The 23,785-nt window shown below is 70.9% G+C and carries 22 protein-coding genes; 6 read left to right on the top strand and 16 right to left on the bottom strand.

The annotated features are described in order from the left end of the window. Positions 1–75 precede the first annotated feature (75 nt). Both AC0VY3_RS10785 and AC0VY3_RS10780 read right to left on the bottom strand, forming a co-directional pair. Positions 76–453 (bottom strand): hypothetical protein, encoded by a 378-nt coding sequence (locus tag AC0VY3_RS10785; protein WP_103508253.1) that lies wholly within the window; start codon positions 451–453, stop codon positions 76–78. Positions 454–547: 94 nt separating this feature from the next. Continuing rightward, positions 548–1,501 (bottom strand): heme o synthase, encoded by a 954-nt coding sequence (locus AC0VY3_RS10780; protein WP_181010784.1) that lies wholly within the window; start codon positions 1,499–1,501, stop codon positions 548–550. A gap of 285 nt (positions 1,502–1,786) precedes the next feature. Between AC0VY3_RS10780 and tkt the strand changes: the two genes are divergently transcribed. The 6 genes from tkt to AC0VY3_RS10750 all read left to right on the top strand — a co-directional run bounded on the left by tkt (position 1,787) and on the right by AC0VY3_RS10750 (position 8,829). Then, entirely contained in the window at positions 1,787–3,889 is a 2,103-nt protein-coding gene (tkt, locus tag AC0VY3_RS10775) for a transketolase (RefSeq protein ID WP_475549503.1), read from the top strand. 34 nt (positions 3,890–3,923) lie between these two features. After that, complete coding sequence (tal, locus tag AC0VY3_RS10770) at positions 3,924–5,042, top strand: transaldolase (protein WP_103508251.1); 1,119 nt, start codon at positions 3,924–3,926, stop codon at positions 5,040–5,042. Positions 5,043–5,047: 5 nt separating this feature from the next. Beyond that, positions 5,048–6,580, top strand: a complete 1,533-nt coding sequence (gene zwf / locus AC0VY3_RS10765; protein ID WP_103508250.1) for a glucose-6-phosphate dehydrogenase — start codon at positions 5,048–5,050, stop codon at positions 6,578–6,580. Continuing rightward, positions 6,577–7,617, top strand: a complete 1,041-nt coding sequence (gene opcA / locus AC0VY3_RS10760; protein WP_103508249.1) for a glucose-6-phosphate dehydrogenase assembly protein OpcA — start codon at positions 6,577–6,579, stop codon at positions 7,615–7,617. Before zwf ends, opcA begins: the two co-directional genes overlap by 4 nt. Then, positions 7,614–8,396, top strand: a complete 783-nt coding sequence (gene pgl, locus AC0VY3_RS10755; RefSeq protein WP_475549502.1) for a 6-phosphogluconolactonase — start codon at positions 7,614–7,616, stop codon at positions 8,394–8,396. The genes opcA and pgl overlap by 4 nt, the downstream gene beginning before the upstream one ends. A 70-nt stretch (positions 8,397–8,466) precedes the next feature. Then, the gene (locus AC0VY3_RS10750; RefSeq protein WP_242740613.1) at positions 8,467–8,829 is read left to right on the top strand and encodes a VOC family protein; all 363 of its coding nucleotides are present in this window, start codon (positions 8,467–8,469) and stop codon (positions 8,827–8,829) included. 6 nt (positions 8,830–8,835) lie between these two features. On the opposite strand, the gene AC0VY3_RS10745 is transcribed toward AC0VY3_RS10750, so the two are convergent. From AC0VY3_RS10745 to AC0VY3_RS10680, 14 genes are all read right to left on the bottom strand, one after another. Beyond that, positions 8,836–10,350 (bottom strand): PH domain-containing protein, encoded by a 1,515-nt coding sequence (locus AC0VY3_RS10745; protein ID WP_475549501.1) that lies wholly within the window; start codon positions 10,348–10,350, stop codon positions 8,836–8,838. Beyond that, positions 10,347–10,853 carry a PH domain-containing protein gene (locus AC0VY3_RS10740; RefSeq protein WP_475549500.1) on the bottom strand — a complete coding sequence of 169 codons (507 nt, stop codon included), beginning with the start codon at positions 10,851–10,853 and terminating at the stop codon, positions 10,347–10,349. Before AC0VY3_RS10740 ends, AC0VY3_RS10745 begins: the two co-directional genes overlap by 4 nt. Before the next feature lie 4 nt (positions 10,854–10,857). Continuing rightward, positions 10,858–12,516, bottom strand: coding sequence for a glucose-6-phosphate isomerase (pgi, locus tag AC0VY3_RS10735; RefSeq protein ID WP_475549499.1), 1,659 nt, complete (start codon positions 12,514–12,516; stop codon positions 10,858–10,860). A gap of 185 nt (positions 12,517–12,701) precedes the next feature. Further along, a complete protein-coding gene (locus AC0VY3_RS10730) occupies positions 12,702–13,037 on the bottom strand; it encodes an RNA polymerase-binding protein RbpA (protein ID WP_078566397.1) in 336 nt (111 codons plus the stop codon). A 104-nt stretch (positions 13,038–13,141) separates the two neighbouring features. Further along, entirely contained in the window at positions 13,142–13,378 is a 237-nt protein-coding gene (gene secG, locus AC0VY3_RS10725) for a preprotein translocase subunit SecG (protein WP_030078776.1), read from the bottom strand. A 116-nt stretch (positions 13,379–13,494) separates the two neighbouring features. After that, complete coding sequence (gene tpiA / locus AC0VY3_RS10720; protein ID WP_475549498.1) at positions 13,495–14,271, bottom strand: triose-phosphate isomerase; 777 nt, start codon at positions 14,269–14,271, stop codon at positions 13,495–13,497. A 6-nt stretch (positions 14,272–14,277) separates the two neighbouring features. Continuing rightward, the gene (locus AC0VY3_RS10715; protein WP_475549497.1) at positions 14,278–15,489 is read right to left on the bottom strand and encodes a phosphoglycerate kinase; all 1,212 of its coding nucleotides are present in this window, start codon (positions 15,487–15,489) and stop codon (positions 14,278–14,280) included. A 114-nt stretch (positions 15,490–15,603) separates the two neighbouring features. After that, a complete protein-coding gene (gene gap, locus AC0VY3_RS10710; RefSeq protein WP_006123685.1) occupies positions 15,604–16,614 on the bottom strand; it encodes a type I glyceraldehyde-3-phosphate dehydrogenase in 1,011 nt (336 codons plus the stop codon). 247 nt (positions 16,615–16,861) lie between these two features. Then, positions 16,862–17,851 (bottom strand): DNA-binding protein WhiA, encoded by a 990-nt coding sequence (gene whiA, locus AC0VY3_RS10705; protein ID WP_030078784.1) that lies wholly within the window; start codon positions 17,849–17,851, stop codon positions 16,862–16,864. Further along, complete coding sequence (locus AC0VY3_RS10700; protein ID WP_103508241.1) at positions 17,842–18,876, bottom strand: gluconeogenesis factor YvcK family protein; 1,035 nt, start codon at positions 18,874–18,876, stop codon at positions 17,842–17,844. Before AC0VY3_RS10700 ends, whiA begins: the two co-directional genes overlap by 10 nt. Next, positions 18,873–19,832, bottom strand: coding sequence for an RNase adapter RapZ (gene rapZ, locus AC0VY3_RS10695; protein WP_103508240.1), 960 nt, complete (start codon positions 19,830–19,832; stop codon positions 18,873–18,875). The genes AC0VY3_RS10700 and rapZ overlap by 4 nt, the downstream gene beginning before the upstream one ends. Continuing rightward, positions 19,829–21,904 carry an excinuclease ABC subunit UvrC gene (gene uvrC, locus AC0VY3_RS10690; protein ID WP_475549496.1) on the bottom strand — a complete coding sequence of 692 codons (2,076 nt, stop codon included), beginning with the start codon at positions 21,902–21,904 and terminating at the stop codon, positions 19,829–19,831. Before uvrC ends, rapZ begins: the two co-directional genes overlap by 4 nt. Before the next feature lie 133 nt (positions 21,905–22,037). After that, complete coding sequence (locus tag AC0VY3_RS10685; protein ID WP_475549495.1) at positions 22,038–22,997, bottom strand: hypothetical protein; 960 nt, start codon at positions 22,995–22,997, stop codon at positions 22,038–22,040. 4 nt (positions 22,998–23,001) lie between these two features. Next, positions 23,002–23,610 carry a papain-like cysteine protease family protein gene (locus tag AC0VY3_RS10680; RefSeq protein ID WP_475549494.1) on the bottom strand — a complete coding sequence of 203 codons (609 nt, stop codon included), beginning with the start codon at positions 23,608–23,610 and terminating at the stop codon, positions 23,002–23,004. Positions 23,611–23,785 lie beyond the last annotated feature (175 nt).

Raw genomic sequence — 23,785 nt, 5'->3', positions numbered from 1 at the left:
GCTCCCTGGGACGGCGTGCGTATGCACGGCCTAACGGGTGAGCCCCCGGGCGGGACACCGTCCGAGGCGGAAGCCTCAGCGGTCGTTGGACGGGCCGCCGACCTGGATCCCCGCCATCCGGGACCACTCGTACGGGCCGGTGCGGACCTTGAGGGCGAACTCGCCGTCGAACTCCTCGTGCATCGTGATGCCGGATTTCGTGGCCGCGCTCTCGGCCACCGCGTAGGTCGGGGCCACCAGGTCGCCCCAGGCGCCGTCCTGGCCGACCAGGACGATGCGGGCGCCGGCCTCGCCGATGTAGGCGAGCTGCCCCTCCGCTCCGCCGTGTTCCTTGGCGAAGGCGCCGATCTGGTGGGCGAGCTTCGTCGCCCTGCGCTCCGCGCGCGCCGCCTTCCAGGCGTCCGTCCGCGAGGTCTGCCCGGTCTCTGCTGCGTCTGCTGCCGTCTCTGCCATGAACAGGATGCTACCGACGGGTAGATGAACTGGCGACGGGCGGGTCACGTGGCTTGTGCCACGCGACCCGCCCGTACGGCCGTAAGGAAGGAGCTCAGCGGAGGAAGGGGTCCACCGCGACGGCGAGGAAGAGGAGCGAGACGTAGGTGATGGACCAGTGGAACAGCCGCATCTCCTTGAGCTTGGCCCCGGTCACCCCGGCCTTGGCCCGGTTCTGCAGGCCGTGCGCCTCCCAGAGCCAGGCGCCGCCGGACAGCAGCGCCACCGCGGTGTAGAACCAGCCCGTGTAGCCGAGCGGGGTGAGCAGCAGCGAGACCGCGACCATCACCCAGCTGTAGAGGACGATCTGCCTGGCGACCACCCGGTTGGTGGCGACGACCGGGAGCATCGGGACGCCGACCCGGGCGTAGTCGTCCTTGACCTTCATCGACAGCGGCCAGTAGTGCGGCGGCGTCCAGAAGAAGATGACGGCGAAGAGGATGACGGCGGCCCAGGAGACCGTGTTCGTCACGGCCGACCAGCCGATGAGGACCGGCATGCAGCCCGCGATGCCGCCCCAGACGATGTTCTGGGAGGTGCGGCGCTTCAGCAGCATCGTGTAGACGACGACGTAGAAGAGCAGCGCGCCGAGCGCCAGGGCGGCCGAGAGCCAGTTGACCAGCAGTCCGAACCAGAGCGTGGAGAACACCGCGAGGCCGATGCCGAAGGCCAGGCATTCGCGGGGGCTGACCATGCCCGTGACCAGCGGGCGCTGGGACGTGCGGTCCATCAGCGCGTCGATGTCACGGTCGATGTACATGTTGAGCGCGTTGGCACCGCCGGCGGAGAGATATCCGCCGATGGTGGTCGTGAGAACGAGCCACAGGTCGGGTACACCCTGGGCGGCGAGGAACATCACCGGAACGGTGGTGATGAGCAACAGCTCGATGATCCGTGGCTTGGTAAGCGCCACGAATGCCTTGACACGGGCCCCGAACGGGCGATGGCCCCCTGGGCTGGGAGTCAAGGCGACCCCTGCGGGTCGGGACTCGACGGCCGTCACGCACACCCCTGACAGAGAAATCCCAGCAAGCTCCGGGCGAGGAGGCCCGGTGAAGACTTGCGCGAACCCGACCACTGTAGACGTTGCGGATACACCGTCCTTCGCGGGGGTGGGGTCGTGTTGAGGGTGACTGTTCGCCGGATGGACGTTCCGTCGGGAGGCGAACTCCACCGGTCGCCCACACCCTGGAAAGTGCTCGGAAACTGTGCCTGGCAACGGGGGTAGGCTCGACAGCGCCCGGTGCGGTAACAGTCACCGGTTTACAACAGTGGAGAGGAGCCCTGACTCAGGGTGAGCATCAAGCCGACCACCACAGACCTCCAGTGGACCGATGTGGACCAGCGGGCCGTGGACACCGCCCGTGTTCTCGCCGCGGACGCCGTACAGAAAGTCGGAAACGGCCACCCGGGCACGGCCATGAGCCTCGCGCCTGCCGCGTACACCCTCTTCCAGAAGGTGATGCGGCACGACCCCGCGGACGCCGAGTGGACCGGCCGCGACCGGTTCGTCCTCTCCGCCGGCCACTCCAGCCTGACCCTCTACATCCAGCTCTACCTCGCCGGATACGGCCTGGAGCTGGACGACCTCAAGGCCTTCCGCACCTGGGGTTCGAAGACCCCGGGCCACCCGGAGTACGGCCACACCACCGGCGTCGAGACGACGACCGGCCCGCTGGGCCAGGGTGTCGCCAACGCGGTGGGCATGGCGATGGCCGCCCGCTACGAGCGCGGCCTGTTCGACCCCGAGGCGGCCCCCGGCACCTCCCCGTTCGACCACATGGTGTGGGTCGTCGCGGGTGACGGCTGCCTCCAGGAGGGCATCTCGGCCGAGGCGTCCTCGCTGGCCGGGCACCAGAAGCTGGGCAACCTGGTCCTCCTCTGGGACGACAACCACATCTCGATCGAGGGCGACACGGAGACCGCGGTCTCCGAGGACACCCTCAAGCGGTACGAGGCGTACGGCTGGCACGTCCAGCGTGTCGACCAGCTGCCCAGCGGCGACCTGGACCCGGCGGGCCTGTACGCGGCGCTGCAGGCGGCCAAGGCCGAGACCGAGCGTCCGTCGTTCATCGCGGCCCGCTCGATCATCGCCTGGCCCGCCCCGAACGCCCAGAACACCGAGGCCGCGCACGGCTCGGCGCTCGGCGACGACGAGGTCGCGGCGACCAAGCGGGTCCTCGGCTTCGACCCGGAGCAGACCTTCGAGGTCTCCGACGAGGTCATCGGCCACACCCGCCAGGCCCTGGACCGCGGCCGCGAGGCCCGCGCCGAGTGGGACAAGTCGTTCGCCGCGTGGCGCACGGCCAACCCGGAGCGCGCCGCCTCCTTCGACCGGATCGCCGCGGGCGAGCTGCCCGAGGGCTGGGAGGAGAAGCTCCCGGTCTTCGAGCCCGGCAAGGGCCTGGCCACGCGTGCCGCGTCCGGCAAGGTGCTCCAGGCGCTCGGCGAGATCGTGCCCGAGCTGTGGGGCGGCTCCGCCGACCTCGCGGGCTCGAACAACACGACGATCGACAAGACGTCGTCGTTCCTCCCGGCGGGCAACCCGCTGCCGGAGGCCGACCCGTACGGCCGGACGATCCACTTCGGCATCCGTGAGCACGCGATGGCCGCCGCCATGAACGGCATCGCGCTGCACGGCAACACCCGCGTCTACGGCGGCACCTTCCTGGTGTTCTCCGACTACATGCGCAACGCGGTGCGGCTCTCCGCGCTGATGCACCTGCCGGTGACGTACGTGTGGACGCACGACTCGATCGGCCTCGGCGAGGACGGTCCGACGCACCAGCCGGTCGAGCACCTGGCCGCGCTGCGCGCCATCCCCGGCCTGAACATCGTGCGCCCGGCCGACGCCAACGAGACCGCCATCGCCTGGCGCGAGATCCTGCGCCGCTACACCAAGGTGTTCGGCAAGGGCGCCCCGCACGGTCTGGCGCTGACCCGGCAGGGCGTGCCGACGTACGAGGCGAACGAGGACGCGGCCAAGGGCGGTTACGTCCTGTTCGAGGCCGAAGGGCCCTCCGGGCAGCACACCGAGCCGCAGGTGCTGCTCATCGCGACCGGTTCCGAGGTCCATGTCGCCGTCGAGGCGCGCGAGCAGCTCCAGGCGGCCGGGGTGCCGACCCGGGTGGTCTCGATGCCGTCGGTCGAGTGGTTCGAGGAGCAGGACCAGGCGTACAAGGACAGTGTGCTGCCGCCGTCGGTCAAGGCGCGCGTCGCCGTCGAGGCGGGCATCGGCCTGACCTGGTACCGGTACGTGGGCGACGCCGGCCGGATCATCTCGCTGGAGCACTTCGGGGCCTCGGCGGACGCGAAGGTGCTGTTCCGCGAGTTCGGCTTCACCGCCGAGAACGTGGCCGCCGCCGCGCGGGAATCTCTCGCCGCCGCCACGCGCTGACGCCGGTATACACGACTAGTAGGAGATGCAACTCATGACAGACGCACTCAAGCGCCTCTCCGACGAGGGCGTGGCGATCTGGCTCGACGACCTGTCGCGCAAGCGGATCACATCCGGCAATCTGGCCGAGCTGATCGACCAGAGCCATGTCGTCGGCGTCACCACCAACCCGTCGATCTTCCAGAAGGCGATCTCCTCCGGCGACGGTTACGAGCAGCAGCTCACCGACCTCGCCGCCCGGAAGGTCACCGTCGAGGAAGCGCTCCGCATGATCACGACGGCGGACGTCCGCGACGCCGCCGACATCCTGCGCCCGGTCTTCGACGCCACCGACGGCCAGGACGGCCGGGTCTCCATCGAGGTGGACCCGCGTCTGGCGCACAACACCACGGCCACCACCGCCGAGGCCAAGCAGCTGGCCTGGCTGGTGGACCGGCCGAACACGCTCATCAAGATCCCGGCGACCGAGGCCGGTCTGCCGGCGATCACCGAGACGATCGGCCGGGGCATCAGCGTCAATGTGACGCTGATCTTCTCGCTGGAGCGCTACCGCGCGGTCATGGACGCCTACCTGGCGGGCCTGGAGAAGGCGAAGGCCGCGGGCCTGGACCTCTCCAAGATCCACTCGGTGGCCTCGTTCTTCGTGTCCCGGGTGGACACCGAGATCGACAAGCGTCTGGACGCCATCGGCTCGGACGAGGCGAAGGCGGCCAAGGGCAAGTCCGCGCTGGCCAACGCGCGGCTGGCCTACGAGGCGTACGAGGAGGTCTTCTCCTCCGACCGCTGGGCGGCCCTGGACAAGGCGCAGGCCAACAAGCAGCGTCCGCTGTGGGCCTCCACCGGCGTCAAGGACCCGGCGCTGAAGGACACGCTGTACGTCGACGAGCTGGTGGCGCCGAACACGGTGAACACCATGCCGGAGGCGACGCTGGACGCGGTGGCCGACCATGGAGAGATCACCGGTGACACCGTCACCGGCGGCTACGACCAGGCGCGCGCCGACCTCGACGCGATCAAGAAGCTCGGCATCTCGTACGACGACGTCGTGCAGGTGCTGGAGGACGAGGGCGTCGAGAAGTTCGAGGCGTCCTGGAACGACCTGCTCAAGTCGACCGAGGCGGAGCTTTCGCGCCTCGCCCCCTCGGAGGGCTGACCACTTTGTCTGCTGTTCCCGGAGCCAACCCGCTCCGTGACGCACAGGACCGACGGCTCCCGCGTATCGCGGGGCCGTCGGGCCTGGTCATCTTTGGCGTCACGGGCGATTTGTCCCGTAAAAAGCTGATGCCTGCCGTCTACGACCTGGCCAATCGCGGCCTGCTTCCGCCGGGCTTCTCGCTCATCGGTTTCGCGCGCCGCGACTGGGAGGACGAGGACTTCGCGCAGGTCGTCCACGACGCCGTCAAGGAGCACGCCCGTACGCCGTTCCGCGAGGAGGTCTGGCAGCAGCTCATCCAGGGGATGCGCTTCGTCCAGGGCAACTTCGACGACGACGAGGCGTTCGAGACCCTCAAGGCGACCATCGAGGAGCTCGACAAGGCACAGGGGACGGGCGGCAACTTCGCCTTCTACCTCTCCGTGCCTCCGAAGTTCTTCCCCAAGGTCGTCCAGCAGCTGAAGAAGCACGGCCTGGCCGACCAGAAGGAGGGCTCCTGGCGGCGTGCCGTCATCGAGAAGCCGTTCGGTCACGACCTGGCCAGCGCGCAGGAGCTCAACCAGCTCGTACACGACGTCTTCCCGCCCAACGAGGTCTTCCGGATCGACCACTACCTGGGGAAGGAGACGGTCCAGAACATCCTGGCGCTGCGGTTCGCCAACACGATGTGGGAGCCGATCTGGAACCGGTCCTACGTCGACCACGTACAGATCACGATGGCCGAGGACATCGGCATCGGCGGCCGGGCCGGCTACTACGACGGCATCGGCGCCGCCCGCGACGTCATCCAGAACCACCTGCTCCAGCTGCTGGCGCTGACCGCGATGGAGGAGCCCGGCTCCTTCCACCCGAAGGCCCTGGTCGCCGAGAAGCTCAAGGTGCTCACCGCCGTCGAGCTGCCCGAGGACCTCGGTGCGCACACCGTGCGCGCCCAGTACGAGCACGCCTGGCAGGGCGGCGAGGAGGTCCTCGGCTACTGCGAGGAGGACGGCATCGACCCCAAGTCGACGACCGACACCTACGCGGCGATCAAGCTGACGATCAACAACCGCCGCTGGGCGGGCGTGCCGTTCTACCTCCGGACCGGAAAGCGGCTCGGCCGCCGGGTCACGGAGATCGCGGTCGTCTTCAAGCGCGCCCCCTATCTGCCCTTCGAGTCGGGCGCGACCGAGGAGCTGGGCGGCAACGCGCTGGTCATCCGGGTCCAGCCGGACGAGGGCGTCACCGTGCGCTTCGGCTCCAAGGTGCCCGGCACCTCGATGGAGGTCCGGGACGTCACGATGGACTTCGCGTACGGCGAGTCGTTCACGGAGTCCAGCCCGGAGGCGTACGAGCGGCTCCTCCTGGACGTCCTGCTCGGCGACGCCAACCTCTTCCCCCGCCACCAGGAGGTCGAACTCTCCTGGACCATCCTCGACCCGATCGAGGAGTACTGGGAGAAGCACGGCAAGCCCGCGAAGTACGCGGCCGGCACCTGGGGTCCGGCCGAGGCCGACGAGATGCTCGCACGTGACGGACGGAGCTGGAGGCGGCCATGAAGATCGATCTCACGGAAACCACGTCCAGCAAGATCAACCAGGCGCTGGTCTCGGCCCGCCGGGCGATCGGCACCCCCGCCATCGGCATGGTGCTCACGCTGGTCATCGTCACCGACGAGGAGAACGCGTACGACGCGCTCAAGTCGGCCGGTGACGCCTCCCGCGAGCACCCCTCGCGGATCATCGCGGTGATCAAGCGGGTCAGCCGCTCGCCGCGGGCCCGCCGGGACGCCCGGCTCGACGCCGAGGTCCGGGTCGGCTCGGACGCCGGGACCGGCGAGACGGTCGTCCTGCGCCTCCACGGCGAGCTGGCCAACCACGCCCAGTCGGTGGTCCTGCCGCTGCTGCTGCCGGACGCCCCGGTCGTGGTGTGGTGGCCCGAGGACGCCCCCGCCGACCCGGCGAAGGACCCGCTCGGGGCGCTGGCCCAGCGCCGGATCACCGACTCCTACTCCGCCGAGCACCCGATCGAGGAGCTGGCGGTGCGGGCGGCGACCTACAGCCCCGGCAGCACCGATCTGGCCTGGACCCGGATCACGCCGTGGCGCTCGATGCTGGCCGCCGCACTGGACCAGCAGCCGGCCGAGGTCATCGCCGCGACCGTCGAGGGCGAGAGCGACAACCCGAGCTGCGAGCTGCTGGCCATGTGGCTCGCGGACCGGCTCGGCGTCCCGGTGGAGCGCACGCTCTCCCAGGGCCCCGGTCTCACCGCGGTCCGGATGGAGACGAAGAACGGCGTCATCGTCCTGGACCGGGCCGACGGCTCGCTGGCCACGCTCTCCATGCAGAACCAGCCGGACCGCGCGGTGGCGCTCAAGCGCCGGGACACCGCCGAGCTGCTGGCGGAGGAGCTGCGCCGGCTCGACCCGGACAACACCTACGCCTCGGCGGTGAAGTTCGGCGTCGACAAGCTGCACGCGGGCGGCGAGGTCACGGCCAAGCCGGTCGACAGCGCCGCGGACAAGGCGGACAAGGCCGCCGAGCCCAAGGCTCCCGCCGCGAAGAAGGCCCCGGCCAAGAAGGCGGCCTCCAAGTGACGCCTCCTCAACTGGGCGTCCACCGCGACAAGGAGCTGATGGCCCAGGCCGCGGCGGCCCGGCTGATCACGAGGATCGTGGACGCCCAGGCCTCCCGGGGCCATGCCTCGGTGGTGCTGACCGGCGGGCGCAACGGCAACGGCCTGCTGGCCGCGCTCGCCGCCGCGCCCGCCCGGGACGCGGTCGACTGGTCGCGGCTGGACCTGTGGTGGGGCGACGAGCGGTTCCTGCCCGAGGGCGACCCGGAGCGCAATGTCACCCAGGCCCGTGCGGCGCTGCTCGACGCGGTGGATCTTGACCCGGCCCGGGTGCACGCGATGCCCGCGTCCGACGGCCCGCACGGCGACGACGTGGATGCCGCGGCGGCCGGTTACGCCGACGAACTGGCCGCCGCCGCGGGTCCCGAGGACCACGGCCCGGTGCCCACGTTCGACGTGCTGATGCTGGGCGTCGGCCCGGACACGCATGTGGCCTCGCTCTTCCCGGAGCTGCCCGCGGTACGGGAGACCGAGCGCACCGTCGTCGGTGTGCACGGGGCTCCCAAGCCGCCGCCGGTGCGCGTCTCGCTCACGCTGCCGGCGATCCGCGCGGCGCGCGAGGTGTGGCTGCTGGCCGCCGGCGAGGACAAGGCGGAGGCCGCGGCCATCGCGCTGTCCGGGGCCGGGGAGATCCAGGCCCCGGCGGCGGGTGCGTACGGCCGCAGCCGCACGCTGTGGCTGCTCGACGCGGCGGCGGCCTCGCAGCTGCCGCGCGCGCTGTATCCGCCCGCCTCCGCCTGAGCGTTCACCCCCGAAGGCCCGGTCCGCTTCTCCTTGGCGGTCCGGGCCTTCGTCGTGAAAGGCTCGCGCCATGGTGCATATCGGAACCGTGGTGATGGGTGCGACCGACGTGGGCAGGGCGGCCGCTTTCTGGAAGGCGGCGCTCACCTACACCGAGCGCGAACCGGGCACGGACGACTGGGTGGTGCTGGTCCCGGTCGAAGGGCCCGGCGTCGGCGTGTCGCTGGGGCGCTCCACCTCCCCCGTGCAGGAGGTCCCCCGGGTCCACCTCGACCTGTACTCCGACACCCAGGAGGCCGAGGTGGAACGGCTCATCGGGCTCGGGGCGGCCAGGGTCGCGTGGGACCTCTATCCGCCGGACCCGGACTTCGTGGTGCTCGCCGACCCCGAGGGCAACCGCTTCTGCGTCATCGACACGACGCACGGCGGCTGACCGGCCTCAGACGTCCTTCGAGGAGCGCTCCAAAAAAGGCTCCAGCAGCCCGGGGACGGCCTCGGCGGCGAAGGTGAGGCCCTCGGAGGCATCGGTGTCGTACGCCGTGTACGCGCCCCCTCCGGCGGCCGTGGTGGCCGTGATGGTCAGCAGCCCGGCCCGGCGCTGGAAGACCGACTGCCTGACCGTCCAGCCGATCACGCCGGCCCGCTCCAGGGCGGCCGTGGAACGGCGGACCGTGCCGGAGCGGGTGACCAGATAGCGGCCGGAGAGCGTGTGTCCGAGCGCCCGGTACGCGTCCAGGGCGAGCACCACCGCCACGGGGACGGCCGCCACCGCACAGCCGAGCGCGATCCACAGCAGCACCGGCGTGAGCAGCGCGCCGAGGAGCGTCAGGATCAGGACCGGGCCGAGGACCGCGGCGAGCGCCCAGCGCAGCCGGCGGCCCCGGGCGGCGCGCGGGTGCGGGGTGAGCGCGGCGCCGGTCGGGGTGTCCTCCTCGCGCAGGACGTCGGCGGCGACGGCGTCGGCCCGGGTCCGGGGCGCGGCCGGGAGCAAGGTGTTGTGGTCGGCGTTCCTGGCCTCATGGTCCTTGGCCAGGCCGGTGGTGATGGCGTCGAGGCGGGCCGCGCCGAACAGCCGGACGCCCAGCGGCTCGACCAGGTCGACGCCGCGCAGCCGGGCCTCCTCGACGGAGATGGACCGGGAGGTGAACAGTCCGCGCCGGACCCGCAGGGTGCCGCCCGGCTCGCGCTCCAGGCGGTAGTTCCACCACATCTCGATCCAGAGGCCGAGCGCTCCGACGACGCCCGCGACCAGGGCGGCCAGGACCAGGACGATGATCACCCAGAGCAGCGGGGTCTCCCGGAAGCGGTCGCCGACCCACTCGATGACCTGGCCCTGGGCCCCGACCCAGTCGCTGACCTGCATCACGGCCCCGGCGGCCGCCCCGCCGAGCATGGGGGCGACGAAGGAGACCGGGGCGTAACGGATCCAGCGGGGGTCCAGGACGGCCAGTTCACCCTCGCGGTGGACGCCGGGCGGTGCGGTGGCGGCGCGCTCCAGGAGGAGGCGGCGCAGTCGTTCGCCCTCGGTGCGGGTGACCGGGTCCAGTTCGAGGGTGGACTCGGAGCCCTGTTCGCCGGTGCCGATCCTGACGGTGACCAGGCCCAGGAGGCGCAGCAGCAGGTTGGCGGTGAGGTCGACCGTACGGATGCGGCTGCGGGCCAGGGAGCGACGCTTGACGAGCAGCAGGCCGGTGTGGAGGTCGACGCGCTCCTCGCCGATCCGGTAGCGGGTGCGGTGCCAGCGGACCCGGTCGGCGCCCGCCGCGGCCCCGACGACCAGGGCGGCTCCGGCGAGCACCTGGAGCACGGCGACGGGGAGGCTGAACCAGCGGGTGAGCCCGAGCGAGACGGGGATGGCCGCGCCCGCGACGACCCCCGCCACGACGAGGGCGGTGACCAGGACCGTACGGGGGGCGAGGCGGTGCCAGTCGGCGGGCGGGGCAGCGGTGCTCATGTGGCGTCGCCGGGGGTGTCGCGGGTGATCCGGGTGAGTTGCCCGGCGAGGTCGGCGGCGACCTCGTGGTCCAGCCCGGCGATCCGTACCGCGCCCTTGGCGGAGGCGGTGGTGACCGTGACGGTGGCGAGCCGGAAGAGCTGCTCCAGCGGGCCGCGCACGGTGTCCACGGTCTGGATCCGGGACATCGGGGCGATCCGCCACTCCTGCCAGAAGAACCCGGTGCGGACGTACACCGCTTCCTCGGTGACCTCCCAGCGGTGCGTACGGAACCACCACAGGGGGAAGAGGACGGCGACCGCCGTGCCCGCCACGGCCAGGACCGCGGCGGGCAGCAGCAGCCAGAAGCGGGCGGGCCCGATCAGCGCGCCCAGCACCACGAGCGGCACGACGGGCACGGCCGTCAGCAGCAGCCACTGGACCCGCCACCAGCCGACGGCCCGCTCGTTCAGCGTGTTGCGCGGCGGCCGCAGCACCACCGCCGTCCCCTCCCCCTGTGGCATCGGCTCAGCGCCCGCGCAGCGTGCGGTAGGCGTCGACCAGGGCGGCGGTGGAGCTGTCGAGCTGCCCGGCGTCCGCGCCGCCGTCACCGGTCAGCAGCGGCTCGATCTTCTTGGCGAGGACCTTGCCCAGCTCGACGCCCCACTGGTCGAAGGAGTCGATGTTCCAGATGGCGCCCTGGACGAAGACCTTGTGCTCGTACAGCGCGATGAGCTGGCCGAGGACCGAAGGGGTCAGCTTGTCGGCGAGGATCGTCGTCGTGGGGTGGTTGCCCCGGAACGTCTTGTGCGGGACCAGTTCCTCGGGCACGCCCTCCGCCCGGACCTCCTCGGGCGTCTTGCCGAAGGCCAGGGCCTGGGTCTGGGCGAAGAAGTTGGCCATCAGCAGGTCGTGCTGGGCGATCAGCCCGGGCAGCAGGTCGTGGACCGGGGCGGCGAAGCCGATGAAGTCCGCCGGGATCAGCTTGGTGCCCTGGTGGATCAGCTGGTAGTACGCGTGCTGCCCGTTGGTGCCCGGCGTGCCCCAGACGACCGGCCCGGTCTGCCAGTCCACGGGGTTGCCGTCGCGGTCGACGGACTTGCCGTTGGACTCCATGTCGAGCTGCTGGAGATAGGCGGTGAACCGGGAGAGGTAGTGGCTGTAGGGCAGCACCGCGTGCGACTGGGCGTCGAAGAAGTTGCCGTACCAGACACCGAGGAGGCCGAGGAGGAGCGGGGCGCTCTCCTCGGGCGGGGCGGTGCGGAAGTGTTCGTCGACGAGGTGGAAGCCGTCGAGCATCTCGCGGAAGCGGTCCGGGCCGATGGCGACCATCAGCGAGAGGCCGATCGCCGAGTCGAAGGAGTAGCGGCCGCCGACCCAGTCCCAGAACTCGAACATGTTGGCCGTGTCGATGCCGAACTCCTCGACCTTCTCGGCATTGGTCGACAGGGCCACGAAGTGCCGGGCGACGGCGTCCTGACCGGCCTTCAGCTCGGTCAGCAGCCAGTCCCGGGCGGAGGTGGCGTTGGTGATGGTCTCGATCGTCGTGAACGTCTTCGAGGCGATGACGAACAGCGTCTCGGCCGGGTCGAGGTCGCGGACGGCCTCGTGCAGGTCGGCGCCGTCGACGTTGGAGACGAAGCGGACGGTGAGCGCGCGGTCCGTGAAGGAGCGCAGCACCTCGTACGCCATGGCGGGGCCGAGGTCGGAGCCGCCGATGCCGATGTTGACGATGTTCTTGACGGGCTTGCCGGTGTGACCGGTCCACTGCCCCGACCGGACCTTCTCGGCGAAGCCGGCCATCTTGTCCAGGACGGCGTGCACGGCCGGGACGACATTCTCGCCGTCAACCTCGATCACCGCGTCGCGCGGGGCGCGGAGCGCGGTGTGCAGGACCGCCCGGTCCTCGGTGGTGTTGATCTTCTCGCCGCGGAACATCGCGTCCCGCAGCTCCGCGACCCCGGTGGCGGCGGCGAGCCCGCGCAGCAGGCGCAGCGTCTCGTCGGTGACCAGGTGCTTGGAGTAGTCGAGGTGGAGGTCGCCGACCCGGAGGGTGTAGGCGGTGCCGCGGTCCGGCTGCCGTGCGAACAACTCGCGCAGCTGGGGGGCGCCGAGCCCCTCACGGTGCTCGGCGAGAGCCGTCCACTCGGGCGTCTGGTTGAGCTTGGTTCGGCTTGCTGCGTTCATCCGGGATATCAGCCCACTTCTCACTCGTCATCAGCATCCCCGCTGCCCCACAAACCTAATTGATCGAGGAGCCGGACGGCGTGGAGGAGGGCGGTGGCGCGGGAACGCGATACGGCCGGACACCCGTGAGGTGTCCGGCCGGTGAAACGACTGGGTGGTCCGTGGAGCCGTACCGCGGTGGAGTTTCAGATCTCGCCGCGGAGCTTGGCCAGCGCCTCGGCGAGGATCGCCTCGCCGTCCTCGTCGCTGCGCCGCTCGCGTACGTACGCCAGATGCGTCTTGTACGGCTCGGTGCGGGGCGGGTCGGGCGGGCTGTCCTTGTCCTGGCCGGCCGGGAAGCCACAGCGCGGGCAGTCCCAGATGTCCGGCACCTGCGCGTCATGGGCGAAGCTCGGCTGCGTCTCGTGCCCGTTCGAGCACCAGAAGGAGATGCGGGCGCGAGGCGCGGACTCGCCCCGCTCCGCCTCCCCCATCGGCCCCGCTCCGACCCGGCTTCCCCGGATCGCGTTGCCACTTGCCACGGTCGTAACTCCCTGCGTGAGTCGAGCGATGCCCCAGTCTACGTAAGGCCCAACGCGCGTCCAGTGGAAGGAGTTATACCGTCACCGGCAGGCGCGGACGACGGTCAGCTGTCCAGCTTGACGAGCAGACCGAGTACCACGACGCACGCGAACCAGACCAGACCGACCACGACGGTGATGCGGTCGAGGTTACGTTCCGCGACGGAGGAGCCACCGACGGAGGACTGCATTCCGCCACCGAACATGTCGGAGAGGCCGCCGCCCTTGCCCTTGTGCATGAGCACCAGCAGCATCAGCAGCAGGCTGAAGACGATCAGAGCGATCTGGAACGCCAAAACCACGGCTGGTCCCTACTTTCCGGAATTCTTGACTACTGCCTGTACGTACAGCGGGGGCCGCAGGGGTGGCAACCCCCTCGGCCCCCGCAAGGGTACGACGGATCGGCGCTACCGCATACTCACTGGTCGCGGAAGCGGACGATCTTGACGAACTCGTCGGCGTCCAGCGCGGCGCCGCCGATCAGGGCACCGTCCACGTCGGGCTGCGCCATGATGGCCGCGACGTTGCCGGACTTCACCGAGCCGCCGTACTGGATACGGACGGCGTCGGCCAGTTCCTGCGAGTACAGCTCGGCCAGCCGGCCGCGGATCGCGCCGCAGACCTCCTGGGCGTCCTCGGGGGTGGCGACCTCGCCGGTCCCGATGGCCCAGACCGGCTCGTAGGCGATCACGATGGACTCGGCCTGCTCGGCCGGGATGTCCTTCAGGGCGCCGTCGAGCTGCCCGAGCGTGTAGGAGACCTGGTCACCGGCCTTGCGGATGTCCAGGCCCTCGCCGACGCACAGGATCGGGGTCAGGCCGTGCTTGTAGGCGGCCTTCACCTTGGCGTTGCAGATCTCGTCGCTCTCGCCGTGGTACTGGCGGCGCTCGCTGTGGCCGACGGCCACGTAGGTGCAGCGCAGCTTGGCGAGCATGGGGCCGGAGATCTCACCGGTGTACGCGCCGGAGTCGTGCGCCGAGATGTCCTGGGCGCCGTACTTGATCTTCAGCTTGTCGCCGTCGACCAGGGTCTGCACGGTGCGCAGGTCGGTGAAGGGCGGCAGGACGGCGACCTCGACGTCCTCGAAGTCCTTGTCGGCCAGCGCGAAGGAGAGCTTCTGGAGATGGGCGATGGCCTCGAGGTGGTTGAGGTTCATCTTCCAGTTGCCCGCCATCAGCGGGGTGCGGGTGGTCATGAAAGGTCAGTCCTCCAGTGCGGCGAGCCCGGGAAGCGTCTTGCCCTCGAGGTATTCGAGGCTCGCGCCACCACCGGTCGAAATATGTCCGAAAGCATTCTCGTCGAAGCCCAGGATGCGGACGGCCGCGGCGGAGTCGCCACCGCCGACGACGCTGAAGGCCGGGGAGTCGACGAGCGCCTGGGCGACCGCGCGGGTGCCGTCGGCGAAGTCGGGGTGCTCGAAGACGCCCATCGGGCCGTTCCAGAAGACGGTGGCCGCGTCGGCGAGCTTCGAGGCGTAGAGCTTGTTGGTCTCCGGTCCGTTGTCCAGGCCCATCTGACCGGCCGGCATGGCGTCGGCGGCGACGGTGGTGGGCTGGGCCGGGGCCTTGGTCTTCAGGTCGGGGAAGACGGGGGCGACCACGACGTCGACGGGGAGGACGAACTCGACGCCCTTCTCCTCGGCGCGCCGCAGGTACTCCCGCACGGCCGGAATCTGGTCCTCCTGGAGCAGCGAGCTGCCGACCTCGTGGCCCTGGGCCTTGAGGAAGGTGTACGCCATGCCGCCGCCGATCAGGATGCGGTCGGCCCGCTCCAGCAGGTGGTCGATCACACCGAGCTTGTCGGAGACCTTGGCGCCGCCGAGGACGACCGCGTACGGCCGCTTCACCTCGGTGGTGAGCTTCTTCAGGACGCCGACCTCGGTGGCGATGAGGTAGCCCGCGTAGTGCGGCAGCCGGGCCGGGAGGTCGAAGACCGAGGCGTGCTTGCGGTGTACGGCGCCGAAGCCGTCGCCCACGTAGACGTCGGCGAGCTCGGCCAGCTGATCGGCGAAGGCGCCGCGCTCGGCGTCGTCCTTGGAGGTCTCGCCGGCGTTGAAGCGGAGGTTCTCGATGACGGCGACCTGGCCGTCGGCGAGGCCGGCGACCGTGGCGCGGGCGGACTCGCCGACCGTGTCGGTGGCGAAGGCGACGTCGGCGCCGAGGAGCTCGCCCAGGCGGGCGGCGGCGGGCGCCAGCGAGAAGGCCGGGTCCGGGGCGCCCTTGGGGCGGCCGAGGTGCGAGGCGACGACGACGCGCGCGCCGGCCTCGGCGAGCTTGGCGACCGTCGGGAGAACGGCGCGGATACGGCCGTCGTCGGTGATCCTGGTGCCGTCCAGCGGCACATTGAGGTCGGCGCGGACGAATACCCGCTTGCCCGCGACCCCTTCGGCGAGAAGTTCGTCGATCGTCTTCATCTGGTCTTCCGTTACTCCTTGCAAGGACGGATGAACATGCTAAGAGGCTCGACCGGCGCGTCGTTGCGCCGGTCGAGCCTCTTACTCACATCGTTGTGCCTGCCGACCCGAGGATCAGAGCTGCTCGCCGACGAAGACCGTGAGGTCGACGAGGCGGTTGGAGTAGCCCCACTCGTTGTCGTACCAGCCGAGGATCTTCACCGAGTTCCCCTCCTGGACCATGGTCAGGGAGGAGTCGAAGGTGCAGGACGACGGGTCGCCGACGATGTCCGAGGAGACGATCGGGTCCTCGGTGTACGTCAGGAAGCCCTTGAGGGCGCCGTCGTCGGAGGCCTTCTTGAACGCGGCGTTGACCTCGTCCTTGGTGACCTCGCGCTGGAGGGTGACGACCAGGTCGGTGGCGGAGCCGGTCGGGACCGGGACGCGCATCGCGATGCCGTCGAGCTTGCCCTTGAGCTGCGGGAGGACCAGGGCGGTGGCCTTGGCGGCACCGGTGGTGGTCGGGATGATGTTCTCGGCGGCGGCGCGGGCGCGGCGCAGGTCCGAGTGCGGGAAGTCCAGGATCCGCTGGTCGTTGGTGTACGCGTGGACCGTCGTCATCAGGCCCTTGACGATGCCGAAGTTCTCGTCGAGGACCTTGGCCATCGGCGCCACACAGTTGGTGGTGCAGGAGGCGTTGGAGATGACGTTGTGCTTGGCCGCGTCGTACTGGTCCTGGTTGACGCCCATCACGATGGTGATGTCCTCGTCCTTGGCCGGAGCCGAGATGAGGACCTTCTTGGCGCCGCCCGCGATGTGCTTCTCGGCGTCGGCCTTCTTGGTGAAGATGCCGGTCGACTCGATGACGATGTCGACGCCCAGCTCACCCCAGGGGATGTCGGCCGGGTTGCGCTCCGAGAGCACCTTGATGGTGTGACCATCGACGGTGATGGTGTCGGCGGTGTGGCTGACCTCTGCCTTGAGACGACCCAGGATGGTGTCGTACTTCAGCAGGTGGGCCGTGGTCGCAGTGTCACCCAGGTCGTTGACAGCCACGATCTCGATGTCCGCACCCTGCTCGAGCAGCGCGCGGAAGTAGTTGCGACCGATGCGGCCGAAGCCGTTGATGCCTACGCGGATCGTCACGAACCGATCTCCTCGTTAGGTACGCCGGTTTTCGACGCCGGCGAGTTGTATAGGGATGTCCCCGACCGCTTCCGACCCTACCTCTCCAAGGGCTCGGGAGTGACATCGAGAGGGCCCTAGCGCGCCACCGGACATGGCCGGAGGCCCGTACTCGCCAGTAGGAGCACGGACCTCCGTCACGCCCGCCGGGACGTTGGTCCCGGCGGGTCCGGGACAAACGTCCCGCGCTCGCCGTAGAGTCGGCCGGTCAGCCGACCAGGCCGTCGGCGAGCTCGTCGCTGAGCGTCGACTCGGTGCCGGGGATGCCGAGATCCTGGGCCCGCTTGTCGGCCATCGCCAGCAGCCGGCGGATCCGGCCGGCGACCGCGTCCTTGGTCAGCGGCGGGTCGGCGAGCGCGCCCAGCTCCTCCAGCGATGCCTGCTTGTGCTCCATGCGCAGCCGTCCGGCGGCGGCGAGGTGCTCGGGGACCTCCTCGCCGAGGATCTCCAGCGCCCGCCCGACCCGGGCCCCGGCGGCGACCGCCGCGCGGGCCGAGCGGCGCAGGTTCGCGTCGTCGAAGTTGGCGAGCCGGTTGGCCGTGGCGCGGACCTCGCGCCGCATCCGCCGCTCCTCCCAGGCGAGCACCGCGTCGTGCGCGCCGAGCCGGGTCAGCAGGGCGCCGATCGCGTCGCCGTCGCGGACCACCACCCGGTCCACGCCGCGCACCTCGCGGGCCTTGGCGGCGATGGAGAGCCGACGGGCCGCGCCGACCAGGGCGAGGGCCGCCTCGGGGCCGGGGCAGGTGACCTCCAGCGAGGAGGAGCGGCCGGGCTCGGTGAGCGAACCGTGGGCGAGGAAGGCTCCGCGCCAGGCGGCCTCGGCGTCGCAGGTGGCCCCCGAGACCACCTGCGGGGGCAGCCCGCGGATCGGACGGCCGCGGCCGTCCACCAGACCGGTCTGGCGGGCCAGCTGGTCGCCGCCCGCCACCACCCGTACGACATAGCGCGAGCCGCGCCGCAGCCCGCCGGGGGCCATCACGATCAGCTCCGAGCTGTGCCCGAAGATCTCCAGGATGTCGCGCTTGAGGCGGCGGGCGGCGTTGCCGGTGTCCAGCTCCGCCTCGATCACAATCCGGCCGCTCACCAGGTGCAGCCCGCCCGCGAACCGAAGAATCGCCGAGACCTCTGCTTTCCTGCAGCAGGTCCGGGTGACGGGAAGATGAGAGATTTCGTTCTTCACCGCTGGCGTCATCGCCATGGGCCGATCCTTCCATGCATCCGAAAAATACGGTCGTACGCGGCGGCCAACAGCTCCTGATCATGGACCGGAACGCCGTCGGGCGATGCCACCGGCGCCAGCTCGACCGCGGCTCCGAGCCGTTCTGCGGCATCGGCGAGGGACTCACGGTCGGGCACGGCGGCCTCATCGGCCAGCACCACGTCCAAGGCGAGTTTAGGGGCGTGTCGTCCCAAAACCTCCAAATGACGCTGCGGTGAGAAGCCTTCTGTTTCACCGGGCTGGGGCGCGAGGTTCAGCGAGAGGACCTTGCGGGCCTTCGTGGTGACCAGGGCGTCGAGCAGTTCCGGCACGAGCAGGTGCGGGATCACGGAGGAGAACCAGGAGCCGGGACCGAGCACCACCCAGTCGGCGTCCAGGACCGCTTCCACGGCCTCCGGGACGGCCGGCGGGTCGGGCGGGACCACGTGCACGGACTGCACCTCGCCGGGCGTGAGCGCCACGGTCGCCTGGCCGCGCACGGTGACGATCGCGTCGGGCAGGTCGGGGTCGTGGCCCTTGACCAGCGCCTGGAGCTCCAGCGGGACGGCCGACATCGGCAGCACCCGCCCGTGCGCGCCGAGCAGCTTGCCGACCAGGTCGAGCGCCTGGACGGGGTCGCCGAGCTGTTCCCACAGGGCCACGATCAGCAGATTTCCGACCGCGTGTTCGTGGAGGTCGCCCTTGGACTCGAAGCGGTGCTGGATGACCCGGGACCAGGTGCGGCCCCAGTCGTCGTCGCCGCACAGCGCGGCGAGCGCCTTGCGCAGGTCGCCGGGGGGCAGTACGCCCAGCTCCTCGCGCAGCCGGCCGCTGGAGCCGCCGTCGTCGGCGACGGTGACCACGGCCGTGAGGTCGCCGGTGATCCGGCGCAGCGCCGCCAAGGACGCCGAGAGACCCATGCCGCCGCCGAGCGCGACGACCTTGGGCTGGGCACCGCGCTTGCGGCCCGAGATCGCCGAGGTGGCGCGGCTCAGACGCCGCATCCGCAGATTGCGTCCGGTCACTCTCGCCCCATGTCCCGGTGCACGAGGACGGTCTCGACGCCTTCGGCGGCGAGGCGGGCCGAGAGCTTCTCCGACATGGCGACGGAACGGTGCTTGCCACCGGTGCAGCCCACCGCGATGGTGACGTAACGCTTGCCCTCGCGGCGGTAGCCGGCGGCGATCAGCTGGAGCAGTTCGGTGTACTGGTTGAGGAATTCCTTGGCGCCCGGCTGGTCGAAGACATAGTCGGAGACCTCCGGGTTGACGCCGGTGAAGGGGCGCAGCTCGGGGACCCAGTGCGGGTTGGGCAGGAAGCGGCAGTCGACGACCAGGTCGGCGTCGACCGGCAGGCCGTACTTGTAGCCGAAGGACATCACCGTGGCCCGCAGCTCCGGCTCCGACTCGCCCGCGAACTGGGCGTCCATCTTGGCCCGCAGCTCGTGCACGTTGAGGCTGGAGGTGTCGATGACCAGGTCGGCGTCGCCGCGCAGCTCCCGCAGCAGGTCGCGCTCGGCGGCGATGCCGTCGACGATGCGCCCGTCGCCCTGGAGGGGGTGCGGGCGGCGGACCGACTCGAAGCGGCGCACGAGGGCGTCGTCGGAGGACTCCAGGAAGACGATCCGCCGGGTGACGTGCTTGGCCTCCAGATCGGCGAGGGATTCTCGGAGGTTGTCGAAGAAGCGCCGGCCGCGCACGTCGACGACGACGGCGATCCGGGCCACGTTGCCCTGCGAGCGGGCGCCGAGCTCCACCATGGTGGGGATCAGCGCGGGCGGCAGGTTGTCGACGACGAACCAGCCGAGGTCCTCCAGACACTTGGCGGCGGTGCTGCGGCCGGCGCCCGACATCCCGGAGATGATCACCAGCTCGGGGATGGCCGCCTCACCCGTCTCGTTCGGGGTGTTCGTACTCACGTCTGCTGCTCCGTCTGCTCGGTCTGCGGTGTGCTGTGCGGTCTCGTGGCTGTTCTCGGTCATGAGCTGCCCCCGTCGTCCTCTTCAATGATCTCTCCTGTGGCCGTGTTCACGGCAGGCGCCGCGGGAGCGGTCGAGGCGAGGGCCACGGCCACCGATTCCGCCGTCCTTCGCCCTATCCCGGGAACCTCGCAGATCTCGTCGATTGTCGCCTGCCGGAGCTTCTTCACCGAGCCGAAATGCTTGATCAGAGCCTGCTTCCGGGTCTCGCCGAGGCCGGGGACGTCGTCGAGGGGGCTGGAGCGGACGCGCTTGGCGCGTTTGGCGCGCTGGTAGGTGATGGCGAAGCGGTGGGCCTCGTCCCGGACGCGCTGGAGGAGGTAGAGGCCCTCGCTGGAGCGGGGCAGGACCACGGGGTCGTCGTCGCCGGGGAGCCAGACCTCTTCGAGGCGCTTGGCGAGTCCGCAGACGGCGATGTCGTCGATGCCCAGCTCGTCCAGGGCGCGCTGGGCGGCGGCGACCTGCGGCTGTCCGCCGTCGACGACGACGAGCTGCGGCGGGTAGGCGAACCGCTTGGGCCGGCCGTCGTCCTCCCGGGGCTCGCCGTCCTCGGGGGCCGGGGCGGGCGCGGGCGCGGGGACGGGGCCGGTGGCGGCGGGCCCGGGGACGGGGCCGGTGGCGGCGGGCCCGGTGGCCGGGGCGTCCGCCGGCTGCTCCTCCCACTCCCCCGTGCGCTCCTTGTCCTGGAGGTAGCGCTTGAAGCGGCGGCCGATCACCTCGTGCATCGAGCGGACGTCGTCCTGGCCCTCGAAGCCCTTGATCTGGAAGCGGCGGTACTCGCTCTTGCGGGCGAGGCCGTCCTCGAAGACCACCATGGAGGCCACCACGTCGTCGCCCTGGAGGTGGGAGATGTCGTAGCACTCGATGCGCAGCGGGGCGGTGTCCAGGCCGAGCGCCTCGGCGATCTCCTCCAGGGCGCGGGAGCGGGTGGTCAGGTCGGAGGCGCGTTTGGTCTTGTGCAGCCCGAGCGCCTGCTGGGCGTTGCGCTGGACGGTGACCATGAGGTCCTTCTTGTCGCCGCGCTGCGGGATGCGCAGGCTGACCTGGGAGCCCCGGCGCTCGGCGAGCCACTGGGAGACCGCTTCGGTGTCCTCGGGCAGGGCGGGGACCAGGACCTCCTTGGGGACGGCGTCGCCGCGCTCCTCCCCGTACAACTGCTGGAGGGCGTGCTCGACGAGGCCGGAGGTGTCGACCGCCTCGACCTTGTCGGTGACCCAGCCGCGCTGGCCGCGCACCCGGCCGCCGCGTACGTGGAAGATCTGGAGGGCCGCCTCCAGCTCGTCCTCGGCGACGGCGATCAGGTCGGCGTCGGTGGCGTCGGCCAGGACGACGGCGCTCTTCTCCATGGCCCGCTTGAGGGCCTCGGCGTCGTCGCGGAGGCGGGCGGCCCGCTCGTACTCCATCTCCTCCGCCGCCTGCATCATGTCCTTCTCCAGGCGGCGGATGTAGGTGCCGGTGCGCCCGGCCATGAAGTCGCAGAAGTCCTCGGCCAGCTCGCGGTGTTCCTCGGGGGTGACCCGGCCGACGCAGGGGGCCGAGCACTTGCCGATGTAGCCCAGCAGGCAGGGGCGGCCGGTGCGCGCGGCGTTCTTGAACACCCCGGCGGAGCAGGTGCGGACGGGGAAGACTCGGAGCATCAGGTCGACGGTCTCGCGGATCGCCCAGGCGTGGCCGTACGGACCGAAGTAGCGCACGCCCTTCTTCTTCGCGCCACGCATGACCTGGACGCGGGGGAAGTCCTCGTTGAGCGTGACCGCGAGATACGGATAGCTCTTGTCGTCGCGGTACTTGACGTTGAACCGGGGGTCGAACTCCTTGATCCAGGAGTACTCCAGCTGGAGCGCCTCGACCTCGGTGGAGACGACCGTCCATTCGACGGAGGCGGCGGTGGTGACCATCGTGCGCGTACGCGGATGGAGGTTCGCCAGGTCCTGGAAGTAGTTGGCCACGCGCTGGCGCAGGTTCTTGGCCTTCCCGACGTAGATCACCCGGCGGTGCTCGTCGCGGAATTTGTAGACCCCCGGGGAGTCGGGGATCTGTCCCGGCTTGGGGCGGTAGCTGGAGGGGTCTGCCATGTCTCACACCCTACTTGCGGGCGGTGACAGTGCGTCGTCCTCGGATGGTGCGGGGGGCGGTGCCCGTGCTCCGGGGTGCCGTGGGGTGTTCGCACCCCGGAGCGCGGGTCCGCGGGTCCGGTCGAGCCGCCGCTCAGGCGTCCGTGGCCGGGGATCGCCCGGTACGGCTCCGGCGGCGTACGGCGGCCGCCCCGCACAGCGCCAGGGCGAGCAGCGCCCCGGCTCCGGCGGTGGTGGAGACGGCGGTCAGGGCCGTGTCCGGCGATCCGGACGCCGCTCCGGCGAGCGCGGGGCCGGCGGCGTTGTCCGGGGCCTGACCGGCGGCCGGGCCCTGGACCGGGCCGGGGGCGGGTGCCGGTCCGCCGGCCGCCTCGGGGCCGTAGCCGCCCGCCTTGCCGGAGCGGGCGTACCCGGAGCCCGGCAGCTTGTCGCCGTAGGCCTTCCGGACCCGGGTCCGGAAGGCGTCGAGCGTGGTGCCCTTCGCTCCCACGGCGGTCGTCGCGTCCTCGTCGAGCGGGAGGACCCGGGAGCCGTCGTGGACGTACCAGGCGTCGATCTGCGGTTCGCGGAACACGGTGCCGCCGGGCAGGGCGCGGGCCCCCTGTGCGGTGTAGCGGGCCTCGTCGTCGCCGGTGGCGATGTTCACCACCTGCCAGTCGCCGCTGCTGTCGGCTCCGGCCGGGACGGTCCACAGGGAGGCCTTCTGCCCGTCGGACGAGACGGCGGTGGTGGCCAGGTAGTCCAGGGTGCTCGGGGCGGCCCCGGGCTTTCCGGCGACGAACGCGGCGGAGAGCGTACGGACGGGAACCGCCTTCCCCGTGATCCGGGGGGCCGCCTTCGCCCTGCTCACCGCGGACTCCCGGGCGAAGAACCGGGACAGGGTGTCCAGCGTCGCCGGCTCGGTCGCGGCCTCGTGAGCCGCTTCGAGGGTGGCCGGGGTGAGCTTCGGCGCGGCCGCCGGGCCGTCGTCGGCGAGGGCGGGGGCGGCGGCGGTGAACAGGACGGCGCCGGTGAGGGCGGTGACGACGGCGATGCGCCGGGCGGTGGTGCTGGTGCGCCGGGCGGTGTCGGTGCGCCGGGTGGTGGAGTTCATGTCCTCACGCCCCGATCCGGTAGAGCGAGTGGGTCCAGGAGAACTCGTTGTTGTTGACGTACCAGGCGTGCGAGGCCCAGTTGTAGCGGCTGCTGGAGGGCCATGGATCGCCCCAGTAGACCCAGCTGTTGGCGTCGTCGTACCCGTAGACGACATGCATGTGGCCGCCGCCGGACGACCACTGGATACGCGTCTCGATGGGGCGCTGGGCGGATATCTCGGCCCGCACGGTCGGGTAGCGCAGCCAGCCGGTGACGTAACTGCCGGGGCTGATCCCGGCCCAGGACAGGCCGGTCTGGGCATTGCCGAGCGTGGCCTGCCAGTTGGGGCACTGGCTGTTCTGGCTGCGGTTGAAGGAGGCGTTGCAGAACTGGTTCTGGGAGTAGCCGCGGCCGAACCAGGAGGCGATGGTGTTGCCCGCGGCGGCCCAGCACCAGTTGGTCTGCTGCTGTGCCTGCATGGTGATGTCGAGCCGCTGGGCGGCGGCGACGGTGGAGCCGGCTCCGGCCGGCGACTGGGCCGCGGTGGCGGTGCCCGCGGGGACGGCGAGCAGGAGGGCGGCCAGAAGGGCGGTGAACGAGAACCTTCCGGGCCTGACTCTTCGGTTGCGCATGGCGTTCCTCCCAAGGCGGGGGGGGCGGGGATCGGAGGAGCGCGTCCGGACGCTGACGATGAGCATCCGGCGTTGTCCGGAGCAGGTCAACACGCTTCAATGCGAGGTGACATCACGGTGTGAACGGCACGGCGTCCGTGTGAACGGCCCCGCCCCGGTCACCTGCTCCCCCGCA

The organism is Streptomyces sp. iso_384 (genome assembly GCF_056172905.1).
The sequence above is the reverse complement of the archived record's forward strand: the minus strand, read 5'-3'. Positions and strand labels throughout refer to the sequence as shown.

What these genes read in the sequence shown, in the direction of transcription:
- AC0VY3_RS10750 (WP_242740613.1), top strand. Translation starts at nt 8,467, where the DNA reads ATGGTGCATATCGGAACCGTGGTGATGGGTGCGACCGACGTGGGCAGG.
- rapZ (WP_103508240.1), bottom strand. Translation starts at nt 19,832, where the DNA reads ATGACCGAGAACAGCCACGAGACCGCACAGCACACCGCAGACCGAGCA.
- opcA (WP_103508249.1), top strand. Translation starts at nt 6,577, where the DNA reads ATGAAGATCGATCTCACGGAAACCACGTCCAGCAAGATCAACCAGGCG.
- AC0VY3_RS10785 (WP_103508253.1), bottom strand. Translation starts at nt 453, where the DNA reads ATGGCAGAGACGGCAGCAGACGCAGCAGAGACCGGGCAGACCTCGCGG.
- uvrC (WP_475549496.1), bottom strand. Translation starts at nt 21,904, where the DNA reads ATGGCAGACCCCTCCAGCTACCGCCCCAAGCCGGGACAGATCCCCGAC.
- AC0VY3_RS10740 (WP_475549500.1), bottom strand. Translation starts at nt 10,853, where the DNA reads ATGCCACAGGGGGAGGGGACGGCGGTGGTGCTGCGGCCGCCGCGCAAC.
- AC0VY3_RS10680 (WP_475549494.1), bottom strand. Translation starts at nt 23,610, where the DNA reads ATGCGCAACCGAAGAGTCAGGCCCGGAAGGTTCTCGTTCACCGCCCTT.
- whiA (WP_030078784.1), bottom strand. Translation starts at nt 17,851, where the DNA reads ATGGCGATGACGCCAGCGGTGAAGAACGAAATCTCTCATCTTCCCGTC.
- tal (WP_103508251.1), top strand. Translation starts at nt 3,924, where the DNA reads ATGACAGACGCACTCAAGCGCCTCTCCGACGAGGGCGTGGCGATCTGG.
- AC0VY3_RS10685 (WP_475549495.1), bottom strand. Translation starts at nt 22,997, where the DNA reads ATGAACTCCACCACCCGGCGCACCGACACCGCCCGGCGCACCAGCACC.
- AC0VY3_RS10745 (WP_475549501.1), bottom strand. Translation starts at nt 10,350, where the DNA reads ATGAGCACCGCTGCCCCGCCCGCCGACTGGCACCGCCTCGCCCCCCGT.
- pgi (WP_475549499.1), bottom strand. Translation starts at nt 12,516, where the DNA reads ATGAACGCAGCAAGCCGAACCAAGCTCAACCAGACGCCCGAGTGGACG.
- AC0VY3_RS10715 (WP_475549497.1), bottom strand. Translation starts at nt 15,489, where the DNA reads ATGAAGACGATCGACGAACTTCTCGCCGAAGGGGTCGCGGGCAAGCGG.
- tpiA (WP_475549498.1), bottom strand. Translation starts at nt 14,271, where the DNA reads ATGACCACCCGCACCCCGCTGATGGCGGGCAACTGGAAGATGAACCTC.